This is a genomic window from Paenibacillus hebaui, assembly GCF_051934385.1.
GTDB lineage: Bacteria > Bacillota > Bacilli > Paenibacillales > Paenibacillaceae > Paenibacillus.
Map to the genome: position 1 here is coordinate 1678163 of NZ_CP196836.1, position 20393 is coordinate 1698555.

Here is a 20393-nt window from a genome sequence, read left to right on the forward strand (position 1 = left end):
CAAGATTGGAGAAACCATCCATGTTTGCTGACAAAAGAACTTATACGACGTTAGGCATGCTAACTCGATTATGGACATTAACGGGCAAGTACCGAATGTTCATCATTCTTTTACTTTTTGCCGCATTTATCGTCTCCCTGATCGAAGTCGGTTATCTGGAATCGATCCGAAGATTGGTCAAAGGCGCTACGGAATCACAGTTTCCGTTACTCTACTCAGGTTTGATCATAGGTGTTTCCATTGTAGTATTACGATTAATTGTAACCGCATTCATGACGTGGGTCGAGACGTTATTCCAGCAAAAGACATTATTGTCTGTGCAGTGCCTGTTGCTTAGATCCCTTGGCAACACAGAGACAGGGGATCTGGCACACTATCATACGGGTGACCTATCTTCCAGGGTTTGGACTTCTGCTAAGGAAGCACAGAAAGGGATAAACCAACACGGCATTGAACTTGCAAAAAATATGATACAACTGATTCTTGCTTTTGCTTATTTCAGTTGGGTGAACTTACCACTGTCATTGGCTATCATTGCATTCACATTGATCTATCCTCTTGTAACGGTAGGACTGGGTAGACGTCTGCAACGACAACATGATCAGTTGAATGCCAGTGCAGCGTCAAGAGATGAGATGCTGACTGAAATCATTCAAGCCCCAGTTGAGATCCGGAGCTACGGACTCGCGGGTTATGTACACCATCATTTTAAAGATCGAATGGATCAAGTGTTCAGACATACGATGTCGGTATCCCTGTTGCAACGTCTTTCGGAGGCAGCCGGACGGGTCTCAACCTACGGTGGTATGATTCTGATCCTTTATTTGGGTGGCATGCAGGTGTTGAATGGAAATATGGATGTGGGAGGACTGGCGGCTTTTCTGGTGGCGAGCAGTCAGTTAACTCGTCCGATTGAGTCGCTATCCGGGTTGTGGAATGATTTTATCGGTTCAGCTTCTCATGCGTCCAGAATCTTTGAAGTGCTGGATTTGGAGAAAAAGAACACGGTTGCTAATACCAGTACAAATACATATGTACGATCCGAAACGGGTTCAGGTGAACTTGAAAAGCAATCTAAACCGATGGGCATTAACGTACAGCATGTGTCTTATAGGTATGAGGAACAAGAAGAAGTGCTAACTGATATTTCTTTTGTAGCCACGAAAGGAAAGCTCACTGTAATCACGGGGCCAAGTGGATGCGGGAAGACCACGTTATTGAAATTAATAGCCGGATTAGATACACCTGTCACTGGTTCGATCCAGGTAATGAATCAGAAGAATCCACTGAATGATATGTACGAAGTTCAGACAGAGCATGTCAATCAGGTGTATGTTCCGCAACAAGCCTTTATTTTCACAGGCACGGTGGAAGAGAATATTGTTTTTGGACAAGAGGGGATATCTGCCGATCAAGTAGAGGTTGCGGCCCACATGACTCATGCACATGACGCCATTATGCGTCAATCGCTTGGCTATGGGACAGAGCTTCAGCCACAGGGCGGGACAATGTCGGGTGGTGAGCTTCAGCGTATTAGTTTAGCCAGAGCAATGCTAAGGAATCCGGATATTTTATTGTTGGATGAACCGACGTCATCTCAAGATCCGTTGCATGAGCAGCGATTGAATGATCTGTTTGCCCGTGTCACTGCTGACAAAGGCACAACGATTATTGCAGTTACCCATCGATTATCGCTGATAGAACAGGCGGATCAGGTCATCTACATTCAGAAGGGACGCGTCGAAGATACAGGGACTCATCGTGAATTGTTGGATCGTCTGAACGGATATCGAAGCTATATTGCGGAGCAGGATGCGGAAGTGGAGGGACAGCATGAGTAACAAGAGTGGAGATGCAGCGTATGCTGATGACGTTGAAATGAAGAGCAGCCATGAGAAGAGTGGAGCAAACGAAATGAACGAAGATAACGAAATAGATGGTGGATATAAGATGAACGAAAGTCATGTTCCAGATGACCCAAAGCAAGTTGTATCACTGGCAACGGTATGGCCTGTTATTGTTCGCTGGATGAAGCCTTATGGAGTAGCTGTAGCGATCTTGCTCATTTTTATCGCAGCAGATGCGGTCTTCGATTGGGGACTTGCCTTCGTGCAGGGGTTCTTCGTGGATGCCATTCATGATGGTGGACAAGAGCAGTTAAACGCTACGGCGATGATCTTTATCGCCATTCTGGCAGGGTTTATCGTGTTGCTCGCGATGCATCGTTATGTGCTGGTATGGCTCAAGGAGTCCATGTACAGAGATATGTCTATGGACCTGCTGAAGTTATTAAACAGGATGCCTTATGCATGGGTGCGCAGACAGAGGTCCGGGGATGTGATGCTTCGCATCAAGGAAGACACCAAGCATGGTGCAGAAGTTGTAGAGGCTATTGCAGAGGGTGTTACGGTTGTATTCATCATTGCATTATCACTGGGATACTTGTACAGAGCAGATGCATGGGTTGCGGTTATCGCATTAGTGAGTGCAGGGGCGATTTGGTTTACCGCTAGGTTGTATGATCAGCGAATTGTACGTCTATCCGATGAGGTCGAATCCAGGGAAGGCGAGTCACAACAGCAGATCCAACAGTATGTTGAAGGGATACCTGTGATTCAAACCTACAATGCATCACCGTGGTTTCTCGCACGATTTCGAACACAACAGCAATCATTGAACCATGTTCAGGCGAAGTTACAGATGACCTTGAGCATGTCGGATAACGTGGCGATGGCGGTATTTGGTCTGGCTCAATTGGCAGCGTTGTTCCTCATTGCCATGTCAGCAGCGAGAGGAACCTTGTCTCCGGGTATGGTTGTTGCAAGTAGTCTGCTGTTCGAATTGGTGGTGTGGCCAGTGCTCGGCTTGTCCAGCCAGTGGAGTCAGATGCAAGCCAGCGTGGGGGCATTTGGACGTATCTCTGCATGGTTAAAATTGGCGGAGAACAAGAAGACAGACTCATCCAATTATATGCAAGAGGAGCATGCACAGGGAGGTTATGATCAAGATCAAGGGTATACACAACAAACAGCATATCAAGAGAACGAAATTGCTATGCTACGTCTTCAACAAGTTACAGTAATAGATGAAGGCAGTGGTCGGACGATTGTGGATCAGATTACGCTTAATCTGGTTCCTGGTGAATTGGTTGCGGTAGTTGGCGCCAGCGGTGCAGGCAAATCTACACTATGCCAAGTGTGTGCAGGGCTGATCGAGCCAACAAACGGAAGCGTATTGCTGGGTGATCAGGATGTTGTGCAACATATGGGAATGGATAACCAATCCGTTCTGACGTATATGCCACAAAGCTCAACTTTTTTTACAGGAACGATTGAAGAGAATATCCGTCTTGGCTTAGATACTACGTTGGACAATGTACAGATTGCGGCGGAGCAGGCAGGTTTGCATGAATTCATTGAGGCACAGGAGGGACAATACGCTGCGATGTTGCAAGAGAAAGGGGCCAATCTATCTGGAGGCCAACAACAGCGACTGTCGCTTGCTAGACTCTTTATGAGGTCATCCGATCTGTATATTATGGACGAACCAACGTCATCACTGGATATTCAGACAGAACAGAATGTGATGAATCACTTGCTGAATTTTATGAAAGGCAGAATAGGGTTGCTCGTCACACATCGGATGGAGGTCGCTCGTCAGTGCTCTCGTATCCTTGTAATGGAGAAAGGCCGAATTGCCGAAGATGGAACGCATGAACAGCTGATGCAGAGGAAAGGATTGTATTATCGCATGAATGCAAAAGCAGTAGTTGTCGATGAGTGAGCTTGTTCGAAATAATTAATGGATACGATATGCTGAATTTTATTTATTCTTATTTAACGTGTGAACCGTAATGAGAGATGACATTTTTAAAGGAACGAGATTGGAGTTAGTTAATTCATACGGATATCGAAGTGTATCCTGCAAATATCCACACCCGTCATGGTATAATAGAAAGAAACGGAGTTGATGGTTAGATGTCTGATTTGCTCGATCCTCGAAACGATTTTGTTTTCAAGCGTATTTTTGGCAGTGAAGAAAATAAAGATGTCCTGCTGGTGTTCTTGAACCGAACGTTTGCAGAGTCGGGTGAGCAGCCACTGACAGAGATCGTACTACTCAATCCATATACGGATAAAGATGCTCCACTGGATAAACAGTCCATATTTGATATATGGGCGAAAACAGCTGAGGGTAAGTTGATCAACATTGAAATGCAGTTATTTAACAATTACGATATTGAAAAGCGAACCCTATACTACTGGAGCAAGCGCTATTCGAGCCAGTTGCAGGAAGGTCAGACATACAAGGAACTGAAGAAGTGAGTTACCATTAATATTTTGAACTACTCGTTTATCGCGAATGAGCGTTATCATAATGTGTTTCATCTGAGGGAAGACCACACCGGACTTGAACTGAGTGATGATCTTGAAGTGCATTTCATGGAGCTGTCCAAGCTGGACGATCAATCCGTTCCGATGGAAGGTGGACTGATCAACTGGCTCTTGTTCCTGAAAGGTGCTGAAAAATCCAATTGGGAGGTGCTGCAAATGAATGAACCTACGTTGAAAAAAGCGATGGATACGCTGGAGTTTCTCAGTCAGGATCGGAAAGCACGTCGTTTGTATGAAGAGCGTCAGAAGTATTTGCATGATGAAGCTTCCATGATTGAATGGGCTACGGAAAAGGGAATAGCTAAAGGCGAACAAAAGAAGGCTATAGAGATTGCAAAGAACATGCTCTCATTAGGGCTCGAAGTTTCTGTTATTGCAAAGGCAAGCGGCCTATCTCAGACTGAGGTTGAGTCGTTGAAGGATTAAAAGCATAAATCAGTACGAAACAAGTCACTGTATGACTTAGTAGGTTTGTTGAAATGAATGCGATCGTTTTGTCCAACTAGGGCAGGACGGTTGTTTTTATTTTAATGAAGAAGCTTCAAACGTTTTACAGTAAAACGCGGTTGCTCATTCGGGGCTGGGCCGTTAAACTAAAGGGAGCGGCGTTTGCTTGACGGACAAGTCATGAGAACGCCATTTTGTTGTCGAGGATGCGGCAGATGTGCCGCTTTTGGATGTCAGAATCGGATCGGACCAAGCTGGTGGAGGAACACCGGTGATAAGTAAGGAGTCTTTCCATGAGTGTGCAAACACCTACATTAGAAGAAGCGCAGGGTCTCCTGCAAAAATATTATGGCTACCCCGATTTCCGCGAGGGGCAAAAAAAGATCGTCGCCAGCCTGCTCGAACGCGAGGACACACTGGGCATTATGCCTACCGGAGGCGGGAAGTCGATCTGTTACCAGATTCCCGCTTTGTTGTATTCGGGGCTAACCCTTGTAGTCTCCCCGTTGATCTCATTAATGAAGGACCAGGTCGATGCCCTGACCACGGCCGGGATCGCTGCCGCTTATATAAATAGTACGTTAAGCGGCAAAGAAGTGAATGAGCGCATCCGCGCGGCGCAGCGCGGTGAGCTGAAGCTGCTCTATGTCGCGCCTGAGCGACTGGAGCTGGATTGGTTCCGCGATGAGATGGCGCAATTGCCCATCTCCTGCGTTGCCGTGGATGAGGCCCACTGTGTATCACAGTGGGGGCATGATTTTCGGACAAGCTACCTGGCGGTAGCGCCGTTTGTGGACAGTTTGCCGGAGCGGCCGGTGGTTGCGGCCTTCACGGCTACAGCAACGCCCGAGGTCATGGGCGATATTCTGCGGCTGCTGCGTTTGCAGGACCCGCAGACGTATGTGACCGGACTTGGGCGGGATAATCTGGCGTTCAGCGTGCTGCGCGGCGAGAGCAAGAAGGACTTTGTCCTGAATTACGCGCGCGAGCATGCCAGCGAGCCGGGGATTATCTACGCCGCGACCCGTAAGGACGTGGACGATCTACATCAGCGTTTGTTGCAGGCCGGATTGCCAGCAGGACGCTACCATGCCGGGATGGCGGACGATGAACGGGCCCAGAGCCAGGAAGCTTTTTTGTATGACGATATCCGGGTGATGGTGGCAACGAATGCGTTCGGGATGGGGATTGATAAATCCAACGTACGTTACGTTATTCATAACAGCATGCCGAAGAATATGGAGGCGTATGTACAGGAAGCCGGGCGTGCGGGCCGGGATGGTGAGCCGAGCCAATGCATTTTGCTATTCGGGGCACAGGACATTATCACGCAGAAGTTCCTGATTGAGCAGAACCCGATGGAGGGTGACCGCAAGCAGAACGATTACCGGAAGCTGCAACAGATGGTGGACTACTGCTACACGACGCGTTGCTTGCGCAGTGCGCAGCTGGATTATTTCGGTGAGGTGCATGAGGACAAGCCTTGCGGCATTTGCAGTTCCTGTACGGATGATCGCGAGCTGGTGGATATGACGATTGATGCGCAGAAAATATTCAGCTGCATTCACCGCATGCGTGAACGGTATGGTGTATCGCTGGTCGCTTCGGTACTTAAAGGCTCCCGTGCCAAAAAAGTGCTCGATTACGGCTTCAACTCCCTGCCAACCTATGGCGTAATGGGTAATCGAACGGAGCGTGAGATCGCCGAGATTATCAATGTGATGGTATCGGAAGGGTATCTGATGCTGTCCGAGGGACAGTATCCGGTTGTGCGTCTGCAACCCCTTGCGGTGGAAGTGCTCAAAGGCCAGCGTGAAGTGATGCAGCGTGTGGTTCGCAAGACGGCGGCAACCGCTTCGGGTACAAACTACGGTGGACGTCGAGGACGCGATGCGATGCCATCTGCGGTGAACGAAACGGTATTTGAGCAGTTGCGCCTGATTCGGCGCGATCTGGCGGCGAAAGCGCATGTGCCATCGTACATTATTTTCAATGATGCGACCTTGCGAGAGATGAGTGTGGTATGTCCACAGACAGAACGTGACATGCTGGATATTAAAGGGGTCGGTGAGGTCAAGTATCGCAAGTACGGACTGCCGTTTCTGGAATTTTTCCAGAAGCAAACGGGCGAAGATGTGGATACGGATGATGACGCTTTTTACGAGTATGAGTAAGCTGCGTATTTACACGTTTTCATAACGTAAAGTTCTATGATTGGCAGCATGGCGACAGCATAGTTAGAGCAAACATGGAGCAAGCGTTGGAGATGGGACGTGAGTTCCTATGGCTGCGCTAATGATTAGATCGAGAGCGAGCGGGATACGCAGGATACGTCACTTTTGAGACGTTGTGGACTTGTATGTGACGATGTTTATGGTTGTATGAAGGTGAAATGGAACTGGCATGATCTTTGTTGCGTGTTTATCGCGCGTCTCTGTATGGTGGACAAAATGTGCGGAATTGTCTTTTAAAGGGTGGACATGGGCCTTAGAGAAGGTGGTTGGCTACTTACACAGTATATGGAATTTAAAGATTTAACTGTATCTATATGTAGTGTTATTGCTTGGCTGAGCGGTATGTATCTTTTTGAAAACAGTGTCCATTCTTTGAAAGACAAAATCCTGAAATGTCCTTGTGTGGGGGATGAATTTGGTGGGCTACGTGTTTTGGAGGCATATTGAAGGTAAATTGAAGGTAAATTGAAGGATTAAAGGCAAGTGTCTGAGTGTCTGTTGACTGAACTTTATCTGTGCTGATCAGATGAATGGGCTGTAGATGGTTGGGAGCTTGGGTGAAGGCGAAGGTTGCAGGTCGCAGGGTAAATTTAAAGTGAATTTGGCGCTGGGGTTGGAATTAAGGCTGAAACCGAACTTAACTTGAATTGTTTTGAATTGAATTGGAGCAGAAGCTGAGTAGAAGCTGCTCTCCGTTGATACGCTTTTGGATATGAAAAATAGGGTCTGGTGGTCCAGACAAAGGTTGTGAACCATGAAAGTTATTCTTTCTACATTAAATGCAAAGTACATCCATACCTCGCTCGCGCTGCGGTGTCTCAAGGCGTACAGTGAGAAGGATTTTGATATTGACTTGGCGGAGTATACGATCAAAGATCCAGTCATGAATATTGTGTCCGATCTGTACCAGCGCGGGGCCGACGTGATTGGGTTCTCGTGTTACATCTGGAACATTGAAGAGACGATCAAGGTGATTGATATTTTGAAAAAGGTTATGCCTGACGTGAAAATTTTGCTGGGCGGGCCGGAAGTGTCCTACGACACGGAATATTGGATGAACCGGATTCCCAATGTCGATTTTATCGTCATGGGTGAAGGGGAAGAGACACTGCATCAGCTTTTGACAGAGCTGAAGGGAAGCAAGAAGTTCCACTTTGTATATGGACTGGCGTATCGCAAAGGGGAAGAGGTCATTCTCATGCCAGGACGCCCGAAGGCGGATCTGAACGATCTACCGTCACCGCACCGATTTGAAGAGGATATCCCGGATCTGGGGAAACGGGTGGTCTATTTTGAGACAAGCCGTGGCTGTCCGTTTAGCTGTCAGTTCTGTCTGTCCAGTATTGAGGTCGGCGTACGGTATTACGATATTGAGCGAACGAAATCGGACATTCTATACCTGATTGAGAAGGGCGCGAAGCTGATCAAGTTTGTGGATCGGACGTTCAACATCAAGCGGGATTATGCGCTCGAAATGTTCAAATTCCTGATTGAGAATCATCAGGGGACGGTGTTTCAGTTTGAAATTACGGCGGACATTATGCGTCCTGAGGTACTGGATTATCTGGCAGAGCATGCGCCGCCGGGTACATTCCGGTTTGAGATTGGAGTTCAGTCCACGAATGATCCAACGAATGAATTGGTAAAACGCCGCCAGAACTTCTCGAAGCTGAGCCGTACCGTGAACAAGGTCAAAGCCAGCGGCAAAATCGACCAGCATCTGGATCTCATCGCCGGACTGCCGGAGGAAGATTACAATACGTTCCGCAAGACGTTTAACGATGTATTTGCCCTGGGGCCAGAGGAGCTTCAGCTCGGATTCCTCAAAATGCTGCGCGGCACGGGTCTTCGTCTGGATGCGGAGAAGTACAACTACACGTATATGGATCACGCGCCGTATGAGATTCTGGGCAGTGATGTGCTGCCGTTTAGCGACATCGTGCGCCTGAAGCGGCTGGAGGATGTGCTGGAGAAATACTGGAACGCACACCGGATGGATCATACGTTAAAGTATCTGATGGAGCAGGTGTTTGATTCGCCGTTTGATTTCTTCCAGGCGTTCGGGGATTACTGGGAAGGGCAGGGCTGGCAGAAGATTGGTCACCAGCTGGAGGATCTGTTCACCCGTCTGCACAGCTTCCTGGAGTCGCGGAACACGCCGCATATGGATGTTGTGCTCGGCTTGATGAAGCTGGATTATTTCCTCGGCCACAAATACAAACCACGCAAAATCTGGTGGGAAGATCCGCTCCAAAAAGACCAGTGGGCGGGTTATATGAAAACGTTGGCTGAACGTCCGGAAGACGTTCGTCTGCCACGCATTGCCGGTGCCACTGGCACGGCATGGCTGGAAAGCAGCGGCACGAGTGTAACTGCCGCTGCGGGCAGTTCGGCTGCTGCCGGGGAAGACACTGCCGCGGATGCGGCGGGTGTGATCGGTAGCGAAGCCGGGGGTGTTGCGTCGCTTGCTGCGGGCGACGCCATAGGGTCCGCCAGCGATGGAGCGGCGGACGGGGGACACGGCAACGCTTCGCGTGCGTTGCCGATGACCTCGGCCATGACCGCACAGACGGTCATGGGTGCCCGTGCTTTCGCCGACCTGGGTCTCGGCGAAAAAGAACTGCAGAAGCACACCGTACTGGATGTGCTTCCGTTCCGGCTTGATCGTGTGCTTGCTGGCGCCAGCCCGCTTGCCGCGAAAGGCCGGACGCTGCTGGTGGTCGTATACCAGCAGCATGAAGGGCAGCAGGCGCAGTATTACACGCTGCCGCTGGGAGAAGAAGCCGCTGCCATGTAGGTGCAGCGGCATTGGGGAGCGCCCCGGCTTTGCCGTCGTGGTGCTCCAATGGTGAGCACTGCGATTATTCGCGTGGTGCAACCTCATGAGTTGCTGCCTGTTGGGAGCGCAACTCACCCTTACGCGGCTTGCCATTGTACAAGCCGCGCCCCGCTTCACCTTTTATCAAAACATATATGTTCCGAAAGCATCGGAAGGTCGTCTGATTCCCTATGGGATGAAGAAGGGCCTTCCTTTTTGTTATTTATAACTTTGGCGAAAAACACCAATTCAATCAAAGGAGAGTTTCCTATGAATGAACATGCTACTACCAAAGAGGCGATTACCATAACAAAAGGTTCCGCTGAGTTACTATACATCCACATCCCGTATAACCCTGCATATATTGAGCGGATCCGTCGAATCAAAAACAGAACGTGGCAAGCTAAACAACAAGTATGGATCATCCCTTACACCATATCTGCTATTCAGGAGTTCATGAAACAATTTGATCCAGATGATGTTCAGATTGCCCCAGAGTTGTGGGTGGAAAGCGAGAATTTACAGCAATGGAAAGCTAGTAAGGGAAGCAATGCATGGAGCAAAGAGCCATTAAAGAAGGCATTAACATTACGAGGATACAGCCGTAAAACGATCAAAGCGTATTGTAATCAGGTCGAACGTTTTCTGAGTAGCTGCCACCTTGAAAGTACAGATGTGACTACTTCTATAGTTCAGACGTATTGTTTAGAATTGCTTGAGCGAGGGATCTCCCATTCCAGCGTGAACCAGACGATCAGCGCGATTCGCTTTTATTGCAGACACGTACTCCATCATCCTACAGAGATCCAGTATATTCGTCCCAAAAAGCAGACCAAGCTTCCGCAAGTATTGTCTGAAAAAGAAGTTGTTCAATTGCTCAAATCCGTAACTAACCTCAAGCATAAGACGATTCTGTTTCTCACGTATTCGTCTGGCCTTCGTGTAGGCGAAGTCGTTCGTCTTCGATGCAGCGATCTGGATATTGAGCGTCAGACACTTATTGTAAGACAGGGAAAAGGTCAAAAGGATCGGAGAACGCTCCTCTCCAATCTTGCTTGGGAAATTGTGCAGGAATACATTACTGAGTATAGGCCCAATCGTTGGTTATTTCCGGGACAATCTTCGGATCGGCATCTTACCGAGCGTAGCGTGCAGAAGGTTTTTGAAGAAGCCAGACAACGTGGAGGCATTGTAAAAAAGGTTGGTATTCATGCCTTAAGACACTCTTTCGCTACGCATTTACTGGAAAACGGAACAGACCTACGCTATATTCAGGAGCTGCTTGGTCACACGAGTGCACGAACAACCCAGCGCTACACACATGTGAGTACGAAGAATATTCAGCGTATTCAGAGCCCGCTGGATCGTTTGGATCTTGGAGATTGAGTGCTCCTATAAATCTACCTTTTTCACCAAATTCTTCTTCGCAAATACCACAGCATCGGTTATCATAGACGTAGTTCGGATATCAGGCAAGAACTGTGGGATTTACGAAGTGCATAAATTAGATGTTATGTGAAACCAGCGAAACTCTGATAAAGGAGTCATTATAATGATTGAATACAACCTTATTACAACAAAGAATAGTGTTAAGCCGAATTATGATATTAGCAATAAAGATTTTTATTTTGAGATATATGTTAGCCCTGGTGAAGAAGTATGCCTATTGGGAAAAATAGATAATAACTATATTTGCTGGTGTTCGATAACCAAGGTCACACAATTAAATACTAATGAAGAAATAATCAATTACTTGCTATCACAATCCACTGAGCGACTGTATTCAAGCCACTATCAAGTGTTAGGATCTCGTTATGAAGAAATTCGAAAGTGGCACTCTTTTATTGTTACAAAGCATTGGCACAAAGGTCAGTACTGGTATAGGTCTCCTGTAAGTAATTGCTTTTTCGGTACTCCTCCCTATAATAATGGTTCGTTTTTGGCGAGAGAAATACAGAAATTCTTCCTGATGGAGCTCAGTAAGTGTCAATATCGACTTATTGATAATGTTTATGTAAAGGTACTTAGTAGATATAAAGATATCTTAATGAAGGAGAATAGCCCGGAATATTATCTTGAGATGTTACCCATCAAAGAGATCATAAATTCAGAAAGTTATCTAAAGTTATGCTCTAATGATGAAATCAGAATTTTATATCTGGAATGTTTTGACCAATGTACTAATTTATATAATTTGTATATGACTGCTTCACGTTAAACCCATAAGTAATTCGAGGAAGTCGTTGGAATCACATAACACCATGTTCACGCATCGGGGCATTCGCCCCTCGGTCCGGCAGATGTAGTTGGCAGGGAAGCAGTGGCAGCCGGACACACTCGACTTCGTCGAGCGTCGTGAATACGAGAACGTTAGGTGAAATTAATTGTATTTAATCAAAGGAGTATGATTTAAAGATGAGTTTTACTTCAGAAAATATTCTTCCTGAAGGTACAGCCTACAATAAATTAATAAATTTAATAGACTTGTTGGGATACACAAAGCAAAGAAACGAATTCAAAAATCAAGGTATGCTAGCAAGTTATTTTTGGTATGAATATAAGAATTATAGATCGTATGTTGGAGTAGAACTCGACATTTATAAGAAAGACGGTAATATTTTAGTTTATACAAGAACTAGATCAGGGAGAAGTTATTGGGATTTAGAACATCAAAATAAAACTATTAAATATATAAGAGATTATTTTAAAGGAAGTTTTTCAACGGATGAGGGCAAAAACCGTTATTTTATAATAGATGAAAAAGTCCCTACTGAGTTAGAAGCAGGACTATTTATCGCTAGGTGGGTTTACAATAATGCACTTATTAAACCCAAAATATATTTAGATTCAAGGAATTTGAAAGGTGATATTTCAAGGGTAGAGCATACAGGCATTTCATTTATAGATGATTTAAATCCAAGATTCTTTTCTAATAACTTGTTAATACCTTACTTGGTAGCAACTTGGGAAGAATATTTGAAGAAATCCTTTATTGTGATATTGAAATATACAGATAATAGGGACAAGCTATTTAAAGAAGCGCGGTTTTCAGTAAATAATCTAAAAGATATTTCTGCTGGAAACACCTCAATTGAAGAAGCTTTAGTTGAAAAATTTTCATTCCAAAGGCCACGAATAGTTGCAGAGAATTTTAAAAAGCTTGATGAAAAATTAGATATATTTACTGTGTTAAACAAGCCTATTTTAAACAGAAAAGTTTCTCTTTTTGATTCTATTGAAGAAATTGTTGAGTTAAGAAATACATTTGTTCATGAAGGAGGTATGGATTTAAGTATCAATGACAAAAAACTTAAAGTTATCATCAAAAATTTTGAAGTTGCAGTAGATAAGATTTACGATAGATTCGGAGCTTATTATAATTTTGAACCTAGTAGAGATTTTTGATTTGAAAAACATATATTAACATCACCTAACATAATATTCACGCTGCGGACATTCGTCCTTGATCCGGCAGAAGCCGGATACCCAACATTCGTTGGGTCGTGAATACAGGAACGTTATAAGAAATCAGGGGGAAAACCATTAACTATATAAGTTGAATTAAAGATTATTTACACTGACACTACAATGACAGAACAACCTTCCAATCGCTGTTATCCCCAGATTTTTTGACTCCCTTATCCAAAGGGGAAACCCAGTGATAAGCCTATGCTTTCGATGCCAGCTTTCTTTCAGATAGCTTTTGGGCGAAGTGTATGCTTTCGAAGTAGCTTTCTTGCAGAAAGCTTGTAGCTCCGCTTTTTCAGGTTTTTTCTGTCCTCTCCGTTACGTGTAAATGATTAGTTCAACTTATATAGAAGCTAGAGCAGGAAGTAGTATTTTCGTTTTCCATGAAGAATTCTTCGGACTCTACAATATCATTTTGGACTACATAAAAAATCAGATAAGGTTCAACAAATAACATCCTGTAGCTCAATGATTGAAGTCTAATGTCATTGGGAATCGTACCGCTGTTTGGAAATAACTCTAATACTGATATTGATTAATCAAATTTATTGGCTATGATAGGGCTGAGTCAGAATTATCAAGCATGATAAAATGGATGATATTGGATATGTCTTCTTCATAATAAAATAGGTCTTGTTGCAGGAGGTAAAACATGGATTATAATTCACCGAAAGAAGCGGCGTTAGAGGTGAAACGGTGGCCTAAAGATACCATAGCGGCGGGTCGTCGTCATACCGTTGGTCTTAAATCGGACGGAACGGTGACGGCTGTGGGTGATAATAAATATGGCCAATGTGATGTAAGCGGCTGGTGCGATATTGTGGCGGTTGCGGCTGGTAATGTTCATATGGCGACGAACACGGGTAATGCTCATACAATCGGTCTTACATCGGACGGAACGGTGGCGGCTGTGGGTTGGAATAAGCATGACCAATGCGATGTAAACGACTGGCGCGATATTGTATCGGTAGCGGCGGGTTGGCGTCGTACCGTCGGGCTTAAATCGGATGGTACGGTAGTGGCTGTGGGTCGAAATAATGAAGGCCAATGCTATGTAAGCGACTGGCGTGATATGGTGGCAGTAGCGGCGGGTGACTGGCATACCGTCGGTCTTAAATCGGACGGAACGGTGACGATTGTGGGTAATAATCGGTATGGCCAATGCAATGTAAGCGGCTGGCGCGACATAGTGGCGGTAGCAGCGGGTTATCTTCATACCGTCGGTCTTAAATCGGACGGAACGGTGGCAGCTGTGGGTTGGAATAAGCATGACCAATGTGATGTAAACGGCTGGTGCGGTATTGTCGCGATAGCAGCGGGTAGTAATCATACCATCGGCCTTAAATCTGACGGAACGGTGGCGGCTGTGGGTTGGAATGAGCAGGGCCAATGCAATGTAAGTGGCTGGCACGATATTGTGGCGGTAGCGGCGGGTTGCGCTCATACTCTCGGCCTTAAATCGGACGGCACGGTGGTTGCTGTGGGTGATAATGAATATGGCCAATGCGATGTAAGCGGCTGGCGCGGCATCCAACTGCCCGGCAATTAGTTTTTGCAAGAACGTTCGAAGATGCCCCCCGACATCTTATAACAGAGCATTCCTACTGCGTCGCGTTCGCTCCTCGGTCGCCATGAGGAATATCGAAGAGGTTAATTCAGGTGACACATTCAACCAGCTAAGTCTGACGACCCGTTCCCTTCGGTCACTTAAGCTGCTTGAACGTCAGGAATGCTAAACGTTAACTGAAATTGCTTTATAAACAATTAAAAATTAAATATTCGGAGGTACACATTGATAGAAAGACTTATTGAAATATTCGAGAAGGCAAATAGAGATTTTTTAAAAAGTGATCTTGACTTATTTATATCTAAAGTTTCTGAGAGGACGCTTTGTGGTGCACTAATGTTACATATAAATAACATAATAAAAAGATCTGAATTTGCAGAATACAAGGTAGACGTGGAATATAATCGGAATAAAAATGGGAAAATCAAAACAATTGTAAAAACTATTTATGGACCTAAGGATGTTGGAGTTAAGATAAATTGCGATCTTATTGTTCATAGCCGAGGGAATAACATTAATCAAGATAATTTAATAGCGATTGAGATGAAAAAATCCGATAGAACAAAAGAAGAGAAAGAAAGTGACAAAATCAGACTAATTGCTTTGACCAAAGACAGTTATGATGATGTTTGGTCCTTTGATGGAAAGACATTTCCGGAACATGTATGTAGATATGCATTGGGCGTTTACTATGAAGTGAATTATAAGAAAAGAAGGATTAACATTGAATATTATAAAGAAGGGCATGTATTTGATGAGAAGGAAGTCGAGTTTTAAGATAGAATTTTAATGTATATGTAACTCAATGATGTATACAACTTCAGTTAACATAATATTCAAGCTGCGGCTCCGATGGAGCCTTGGTCTGCTGGTTGTATTTCGAGGAGGGATACCAGCAGACACATCCGACTTCGTCTGACGTCGTGAATACAGGAACGCTAAGTGAAATTGCTTAGGACCTATAAAAAAGGATTTTTAGAATGAGTATATCATTTAGGCATTCTGCTGGGTTTGGAAAACGAATTGAATACTATTTGATAGGTCTGATGCTTAAAGAAGGTATAGATGTCTACGTGCCTTTAGTTGATGATAATGCAATTGATGCAATAATAAAAAAGGCAGATGGCAGTTATATTGAAATACAAATTAAAGCTAGATCTCTAGATATTAAACTGGGAGATGCTGCCTTGTTTTCAGCTATAACTCATAAAGATAGAAAGAATTATTATTTCGTATTTTATTCAGAAAGATTGAAAAAAACATGGATAATGTCTTCAAAAGAGTTCATTGAGGAAGCAGTTTTAAATAAGTCTGGACAGAATATTGGTAAGAGATCAATTAAGTTTAATGGTTTCAAAACGGACAAAGTCACCAAGGAAAGAATTGAATATGCCAAACCCAAATACGATAAGTACCTTGTAGATGATTTCAGTAAATTTTATTAGAGTAATCGAGGAAGAAGCAACATCACTTAACAATATATTCATGCTGCGGACATTCGTCCTTGGCCCGGCATCCGCCGGACACCCAGCATGCGCTGGGTCGTGAATACAGGAACGTTATAAGAAATCGGCATAAAGAAATAAAGACATAGGAGGATCAAATGTTACGTTTTATTGATGATGAATTAAAAACACAAACTTATGAGTTATTATCATTTTTTGAGAAGAATCGAATTGAATTTGAATTTTATGATTTGGATAATCCCGAGGATTATGAAGAAGATATTATTATTGATTTGGAATCAAAGATGAATTTTGGTTTGCCTCATTGCGAGGATTATGCAGAGAGAACTTTAGGTGAAGTCCTTACAATAATAGAGGAAGTAAAAGACTCAAAAATTGTTGATGATTACATCTATATTAGCCCGAGGAGACTATTAATTAGAGTGGACTCGTTAAATAGAGAAAAAATTATTGCCCTTGAAGAAACAGTGGAGGGGGTATTTAATACATCTCTTACTGTTGATAATCAAACTCTTCTTTTTGATTTAGTTAAAGAGCAAACAAATTTTGCAATCGTTGTTACCGTAATGAACAATTACGACAAATACTTCCCACCGGTGCTTTATGAAGATCTCTTCATTGAAATTACTTCAGAAAGACAGATTACTGAAGAACTTATTGAGGAGTTATCCCAAGCATATATGTTTGAGCTTAGTTCTTCATTAAATATAAAATTATTTTATTCCCCGAGACCTGTATATTTTGAATTGGAGTATGAACTGCAAGAAGGCGAGGAGAAGGCTAGACTTCGACCTTTAGTAGCACGGAGAGGGAATAAGGAACTTTACCAAATTTATAACTCGTGCGCCAGTATAGAGGACCCCGAGATTTTAGTTCTTATGTATACAAAAGTAATAGAGTATGTTTCCCAGACAGTCGTGCGGCGAGAATTACTAGATTCAGTCATGACAAAATTGTACAGCCCTAAAACGTTGAGTCCGGATGCGGGATATGTTCTCGAATTAGAGAAGCTGTTTGATGAGTTGGGAAATTTTAAGAAAGATAAAGAAGCAATTAGAATAACAATCGAAGTATGTTGTGATGTTTTAGAGTTAAAAGAATTTGCTCCAAAATATTTAAAGAATCTTAGCAGAATTAATCTTAAGAGTACGAGAGAAGAAAGGAAGCATGCACTTCTAGAATTATCAAACGCAGTTTCAGATACAAGAAATATGATTGCTCATGCAAAGACAAATTATAAAAATAAGGGGTATGAGTGTCCCAAGAGCGAAATGAAAGAGTTCTCAAACTGTTTGAAAATTCTTTCTGATCAGGTTATAAGATGGTTTTCTAGACAACACGATGATTCAAAAGTGATATAAGTTAAAACGGGGGGGACTACAACGAAGATGCCGAAATCTTATAACAACGCATTCAACGCGTCGGTCGCTGCCGCTCCCTCTGTCCGCCAGAGGAATTTCGGAGAAGCGGATTCAGCGGACAATCCCTGCGAGGCTAAGTCTTCGACCCGGCCGGCGATCACTTCGTTTGATCGCCGCGGCAACTTAAGCCTCTCGGGTTCGTGAATGCGTGAGACGTTATGCGCCATTACCGGTAAATATTAAAGATAATATTTAAGGAGATAATTTATGAAAGGTAAGATACTCTTATTATTTTTTATAACGATAGTGTTTTCATCTTGTCAAAATATTACTCAGTCGACTACCTTGAACAGCGAAACTAATTCAATAATGAATTCAGAACTGCCTCCTGATGTAGTAAGTACAGGTAATGGAACAGAATCGCAAGAAATAACTGAAGGTCAATCAGATCCTTCTAATAAAAAAGTGTTATCCATGAGCATTGGGAACTATGATCTGACTGGGGAATTTTATGATGAAATGCTTCGAAATCCTATAGATCATGATTATGAAGTGGAATTTAATGAATTTCAAAATTCCAAAGAGATTATTACAACATTGGGATGGGGGGCGTTGGAAAGCAAATATACAGAGATTTGGGATAAAGAGTTGAATCAAATATATAAAAAGCTTCTTTCTAAGTTGGATAGAGAACCAAGAGAAACACTAATTGAATCGCAGAAAGAATGGTTACAGTATCACCTAAAGGAAACAAAATTTGTAGAGAAGACATTTATTAATAATGGTTACCTTGGATCACAAGGATCGGTAAGTCTAGGCACGGTTATACGGGAGAGAATTAGGGAAAGAACAATGCAATTATTTGAATATCGATATTTGCTAGATGGTGAAGTTGAGTTTTTATACCAAAGTAAAAAATAGAGTTGGAATCTTGAACAAAGGTTTTTAGGTGATGCTTCGAAGACAGTAACGGCGCATAACACCATATTCACGTTTCGGGCCATTCGGTCCTCGGTCCGGCAGAGGGATTTCGGGGAAGTGGGTCAGCCGGACAACCCTGCACTGGCTAAGTCCGTCGGACCCGGGCTGGCGCCCTTAAGCCAGTGAGGGTTCGTGAATACAAAGACGTTATACGAAATGGCTTTAAACAATACATGGAGGACGAGGATAAAGAATGAAGAAAAAAATTGCTACACTATTAGGGAATTTTTTAACGAGTTTCATGAAGATAATGATACATTTACCAGGGTTCCAAGTAACAATAACAAACGAAGTGTATGAATCCATAATGAGAGATTTATATGGATCAAGAGTCGATATAGAAAAAAAATTGGAAAAGCGTACGAATCATTGCATGAAACATCAAAATTACTTTTTGAACTAGAAGATACTTTGAAAGAACGAACTGAAAAATTGAATTATCTCAGAAACGAATACGAAAGATATAACAAATTAGCTGAAATTGAACATAGCAAAGCCGCGCCCCTTATAAATCATGTAGACACACTATTAGAGAAAGGAAAGAAAACGGAAAGATGGTTTAACTTCTTTTTAGGTTTAGCTGCTGGTATCATTACTACACTATTAGGAATCATTTTTGGACCATATATTGCGAATTTCTTCATTAGATAACTCGATGAAGTCAGCCACATCCTATAACATAATATTCAAGCGGTGGCTCCTTTGGAGCCTGGGTCTGCGGATAGATATTGGAAAGGAATTTCAGCAGACAACCCCTTCGGGGGTCATGAATAGAGGAACATTATACGACAGAATCAAATGAAAAGAGAGTCGTTTGGCTCTCAATTAGAAGTTATATTTAATTCATTATGTAATTGAAGAGCATCTTTAAAACCTTGCAAGTAGATTTCACGTTCTAGGATTGTTTGAACTGAGAGGTCTGCATCATCGTAAAGAAATAGAGTTTTATGCATATCCTGAGGTAGAAGTTCATGTAACTGTTTGAAGTAAAGATTTCGATCAGATGAGAATTGATTATATATAGAGTTGTTTTTGAGAAGAGCGCTATATAAGGCTTCAATTCGATTACGTATCAACGAATCAAGTAAGACTTCTAAAGAATTGTACATAAATGATCACCGTCCGTTATGTTTTATTTTACGAACAAAAGTTTAACTTATTAAATATTATTTTATCATAACGAAAATTGTTGTCAATACATATCAAAGATATTTTTGATTAAGAAAATATATTTTCATATAATTAAAGAAAAATTCAATTCGGATATGAAGGGATACCAGATGATAAGTTATAAACCATTTCAAAAATTATTGATTGACAGGGAGATTAAGAAGCAAGATTTATTGAAAATGACGGGGATTTCATCGGCAACGATGGCAAAGCTCAACACGAATGAGTATGTATCTTTAGAAGTAATTGATAAATTATGTACGGCATTGGAATGCCAGCCTGGAGATCTTTTGGAACATCTAACAGACTAATGAAAGAATAGAATATAAGAGGATGTTGGTTAACTCGAAGAATTGATTCCGTCGTATAACATAATATTCAAGCAACGGCTCCTAACGGAGCCTTGGTCTGCAGAATGGATTTCGGAGAGGAATTTCGGCAGACAACCCCTTTGGGGTTCATGAATACAGAAACGTTAGGCGAAATA

Annotated in this window: 14 protein-coding genes and 1 pseudogene; 14 read left to right on the top strand and 1 reads right to left on the bottom strand. The window is 43.2% G+C overall.

Annotation, left to right across the window (positions count from 1 at the left end):
- Positions 1–20 precede the first annotated feature (20 nt).
- From ACR32F_RS07465 to ACR32F_RS07525, 13 genes and pseudogenes are all read left to right on the top strand, one after another.
- Complete coding sequence (locus ACR32F_RS07465) at positions 21–1841, top strand: ABC transporter ATP-binding protein (RefSeq protein WP_440117588.1); 1821 nt, start codon at positions 21–23, stop codon at positions 1839–1841.
- Positions 1834–3783 (top strand): ABC transporter ATP-binding protein, encoded by a 1950-nt coding sequence (locus ACR32F_RS07470; RefSeq protein WP_440117590.1) that lies wholly within the window; start codon positions 1834–1836, stop codon positions 3781–3783. Before ACR32F_RS07465 ends, ACR32F_RS07470 begins: the two co-directional genes overlap by 8 nt.
- Before the next feature lie 194 nt (positions 3784–3977).
- A pseudogene (locus ACR32F_RS07475) lies at positions 3978–4820 on the top strand (Rpn family recombination-promoting nuclease/putative transposase).
- Positions 4821–5134: 314 nt separating this feature from the next.
- Positions 5135–7015, top strand: coding sequence for a DNA helicase RecQ (gene recQ, locus ACR32F_RS07480; RefSeq protein ID WP_440117592.1), 1881 nt, complete (start codon positions 5135–5137; stop codon positions 7013–7015).
- An 814-nt stretch (positions 7016–7829) separates the two neighbouring features.
- The gene (locus ACR32F_RS07485; RefSeq protein WP_440117594.1) at positions 7830–9872 is read left to right on the top strand and encodes a B12-binding domain-containing radical SAM protein; all 2043 of its coding nucleotides are present in this window, start codon (positions 7830–7832) and stop codon (positions 9870–9872) included.
- 291 nt (positions 9873–10163) lie between these two features.
- The gene (locus ACR32F_RS07490; protein ID WP_440117596.1) at positions 10164–11279 is read left to right on the top strand and encodes a tyrosine-type recombinase/integrase; all 1116 of its coding nucleotides are present in this window, start codon (positions 10164–10166) and stop codon (positions 11277–11279) included.
- Positions 11280–11445: 166 nt separating this feature from the next.
- A complete protein-coding gene (locus ACR32F_RS07495; RefSeq protein WP_307414456.1) occupies positions 11446–12111 on the top strand; it encodes a hypothetical protein in 666 nt (221 codons plus the stop codon).
- Between the two features lie 197 nt (positions 12112–12308).
- Positions 12309–13298, top strand: coding sequence for a HEPN domain-containing protein (locus ACR32F_RS07500; protein ID WP_440117598.1), 990 nt, complete (start codon positions 12309–12311; stop codon positions 13296–13298).
- A 715-nt stretch (positions 13299–14013) separates the two neighbouring features.
- Positions 14014–14910 carry an RCC1 domain-containing protein gene (locus tag ACR32F_RS07505; protein ID WP_440117600.1) on the top strand — a complete coding sequence of 299 codons (897 nt, stop codon included), beginning with the start codon at positions 14014–14016 and terminating at the stop codon, positions 14908–14910.
- 243 nt (positions 14911–15153) lie between these two features.
- A complete protein-coding gene (locus tag ACR32F_RS07510; protein WP_440117602.1) occupies positions 15154–15705 on the top strand; it encodes a hypothetical protein in 552 nt (183 codons plus the stop codon).
- 203 nt (positions 15706–15908) lie between these two features.
- A complete protein-coding gene (locus ACR32F_RS07515) occupies positions 15909–16373 on the top strand; it encodes a hypothetical protein (RefSeq protein WP_440117604.1) in 465 nt (154 codons plus the stop codon).
- Positions 16374–16531: 158 nt separating this feature from the next.
- Positions 16532–17755, top strand: coding sequence for a hypothetical protein (locus ACR32F_RS07520; RefSeq protein ID WP_440117606.1), 1224 nt, complete (start codon positions 16532–16534; stop codon positions 17753–17755).
- Positions 17756–18022: 267 nt separating this feature from the next.
- Complete coding sequence (locus ACR32F_RS07525) at positions 18023–18676, top strand: lysozyme inhibitor LprI family protein (RefSeq protein WP_440117608.1); 654 nt, start codon at positions 18023–18025, stop codon at positions 18674–18676.
- 881 nt (positions 18677–19557) lie between these two features.
- Here ACR32F_RS07525 and ACR32F_RS07530 read toward each other — a convergent pair.
- Positions 19558–19845, bottom strand: a complete 288-nt coding sequence (locus ACR32F_RS07530; RefSeq protein WP_440117610.1) for a hypothetical protein — start codon at positions 19843–19845, stop codon at positions 19558–19560.
- A 171-nt stretch (positions 19846–20016) separates the two neighbouring features.
- Here ACR32F_RS07530 and ACR32F_RS07535 point away from each other — a divergent pair, with 171 nt between their 5' ends.
- Positions 20017–20217 (top strand): helix-turn-helix domain-containing protein, encoded by a 201-nt coding sequence (locus ACR32F_RS07535; RefSeq protein ID WP_413376360.1) that lies wholly within the window; start codon positions 20017–20019, stop codon positions 20215–20217.
- Positions 20218–20393 lie beyond the last annotated feature (176 nt).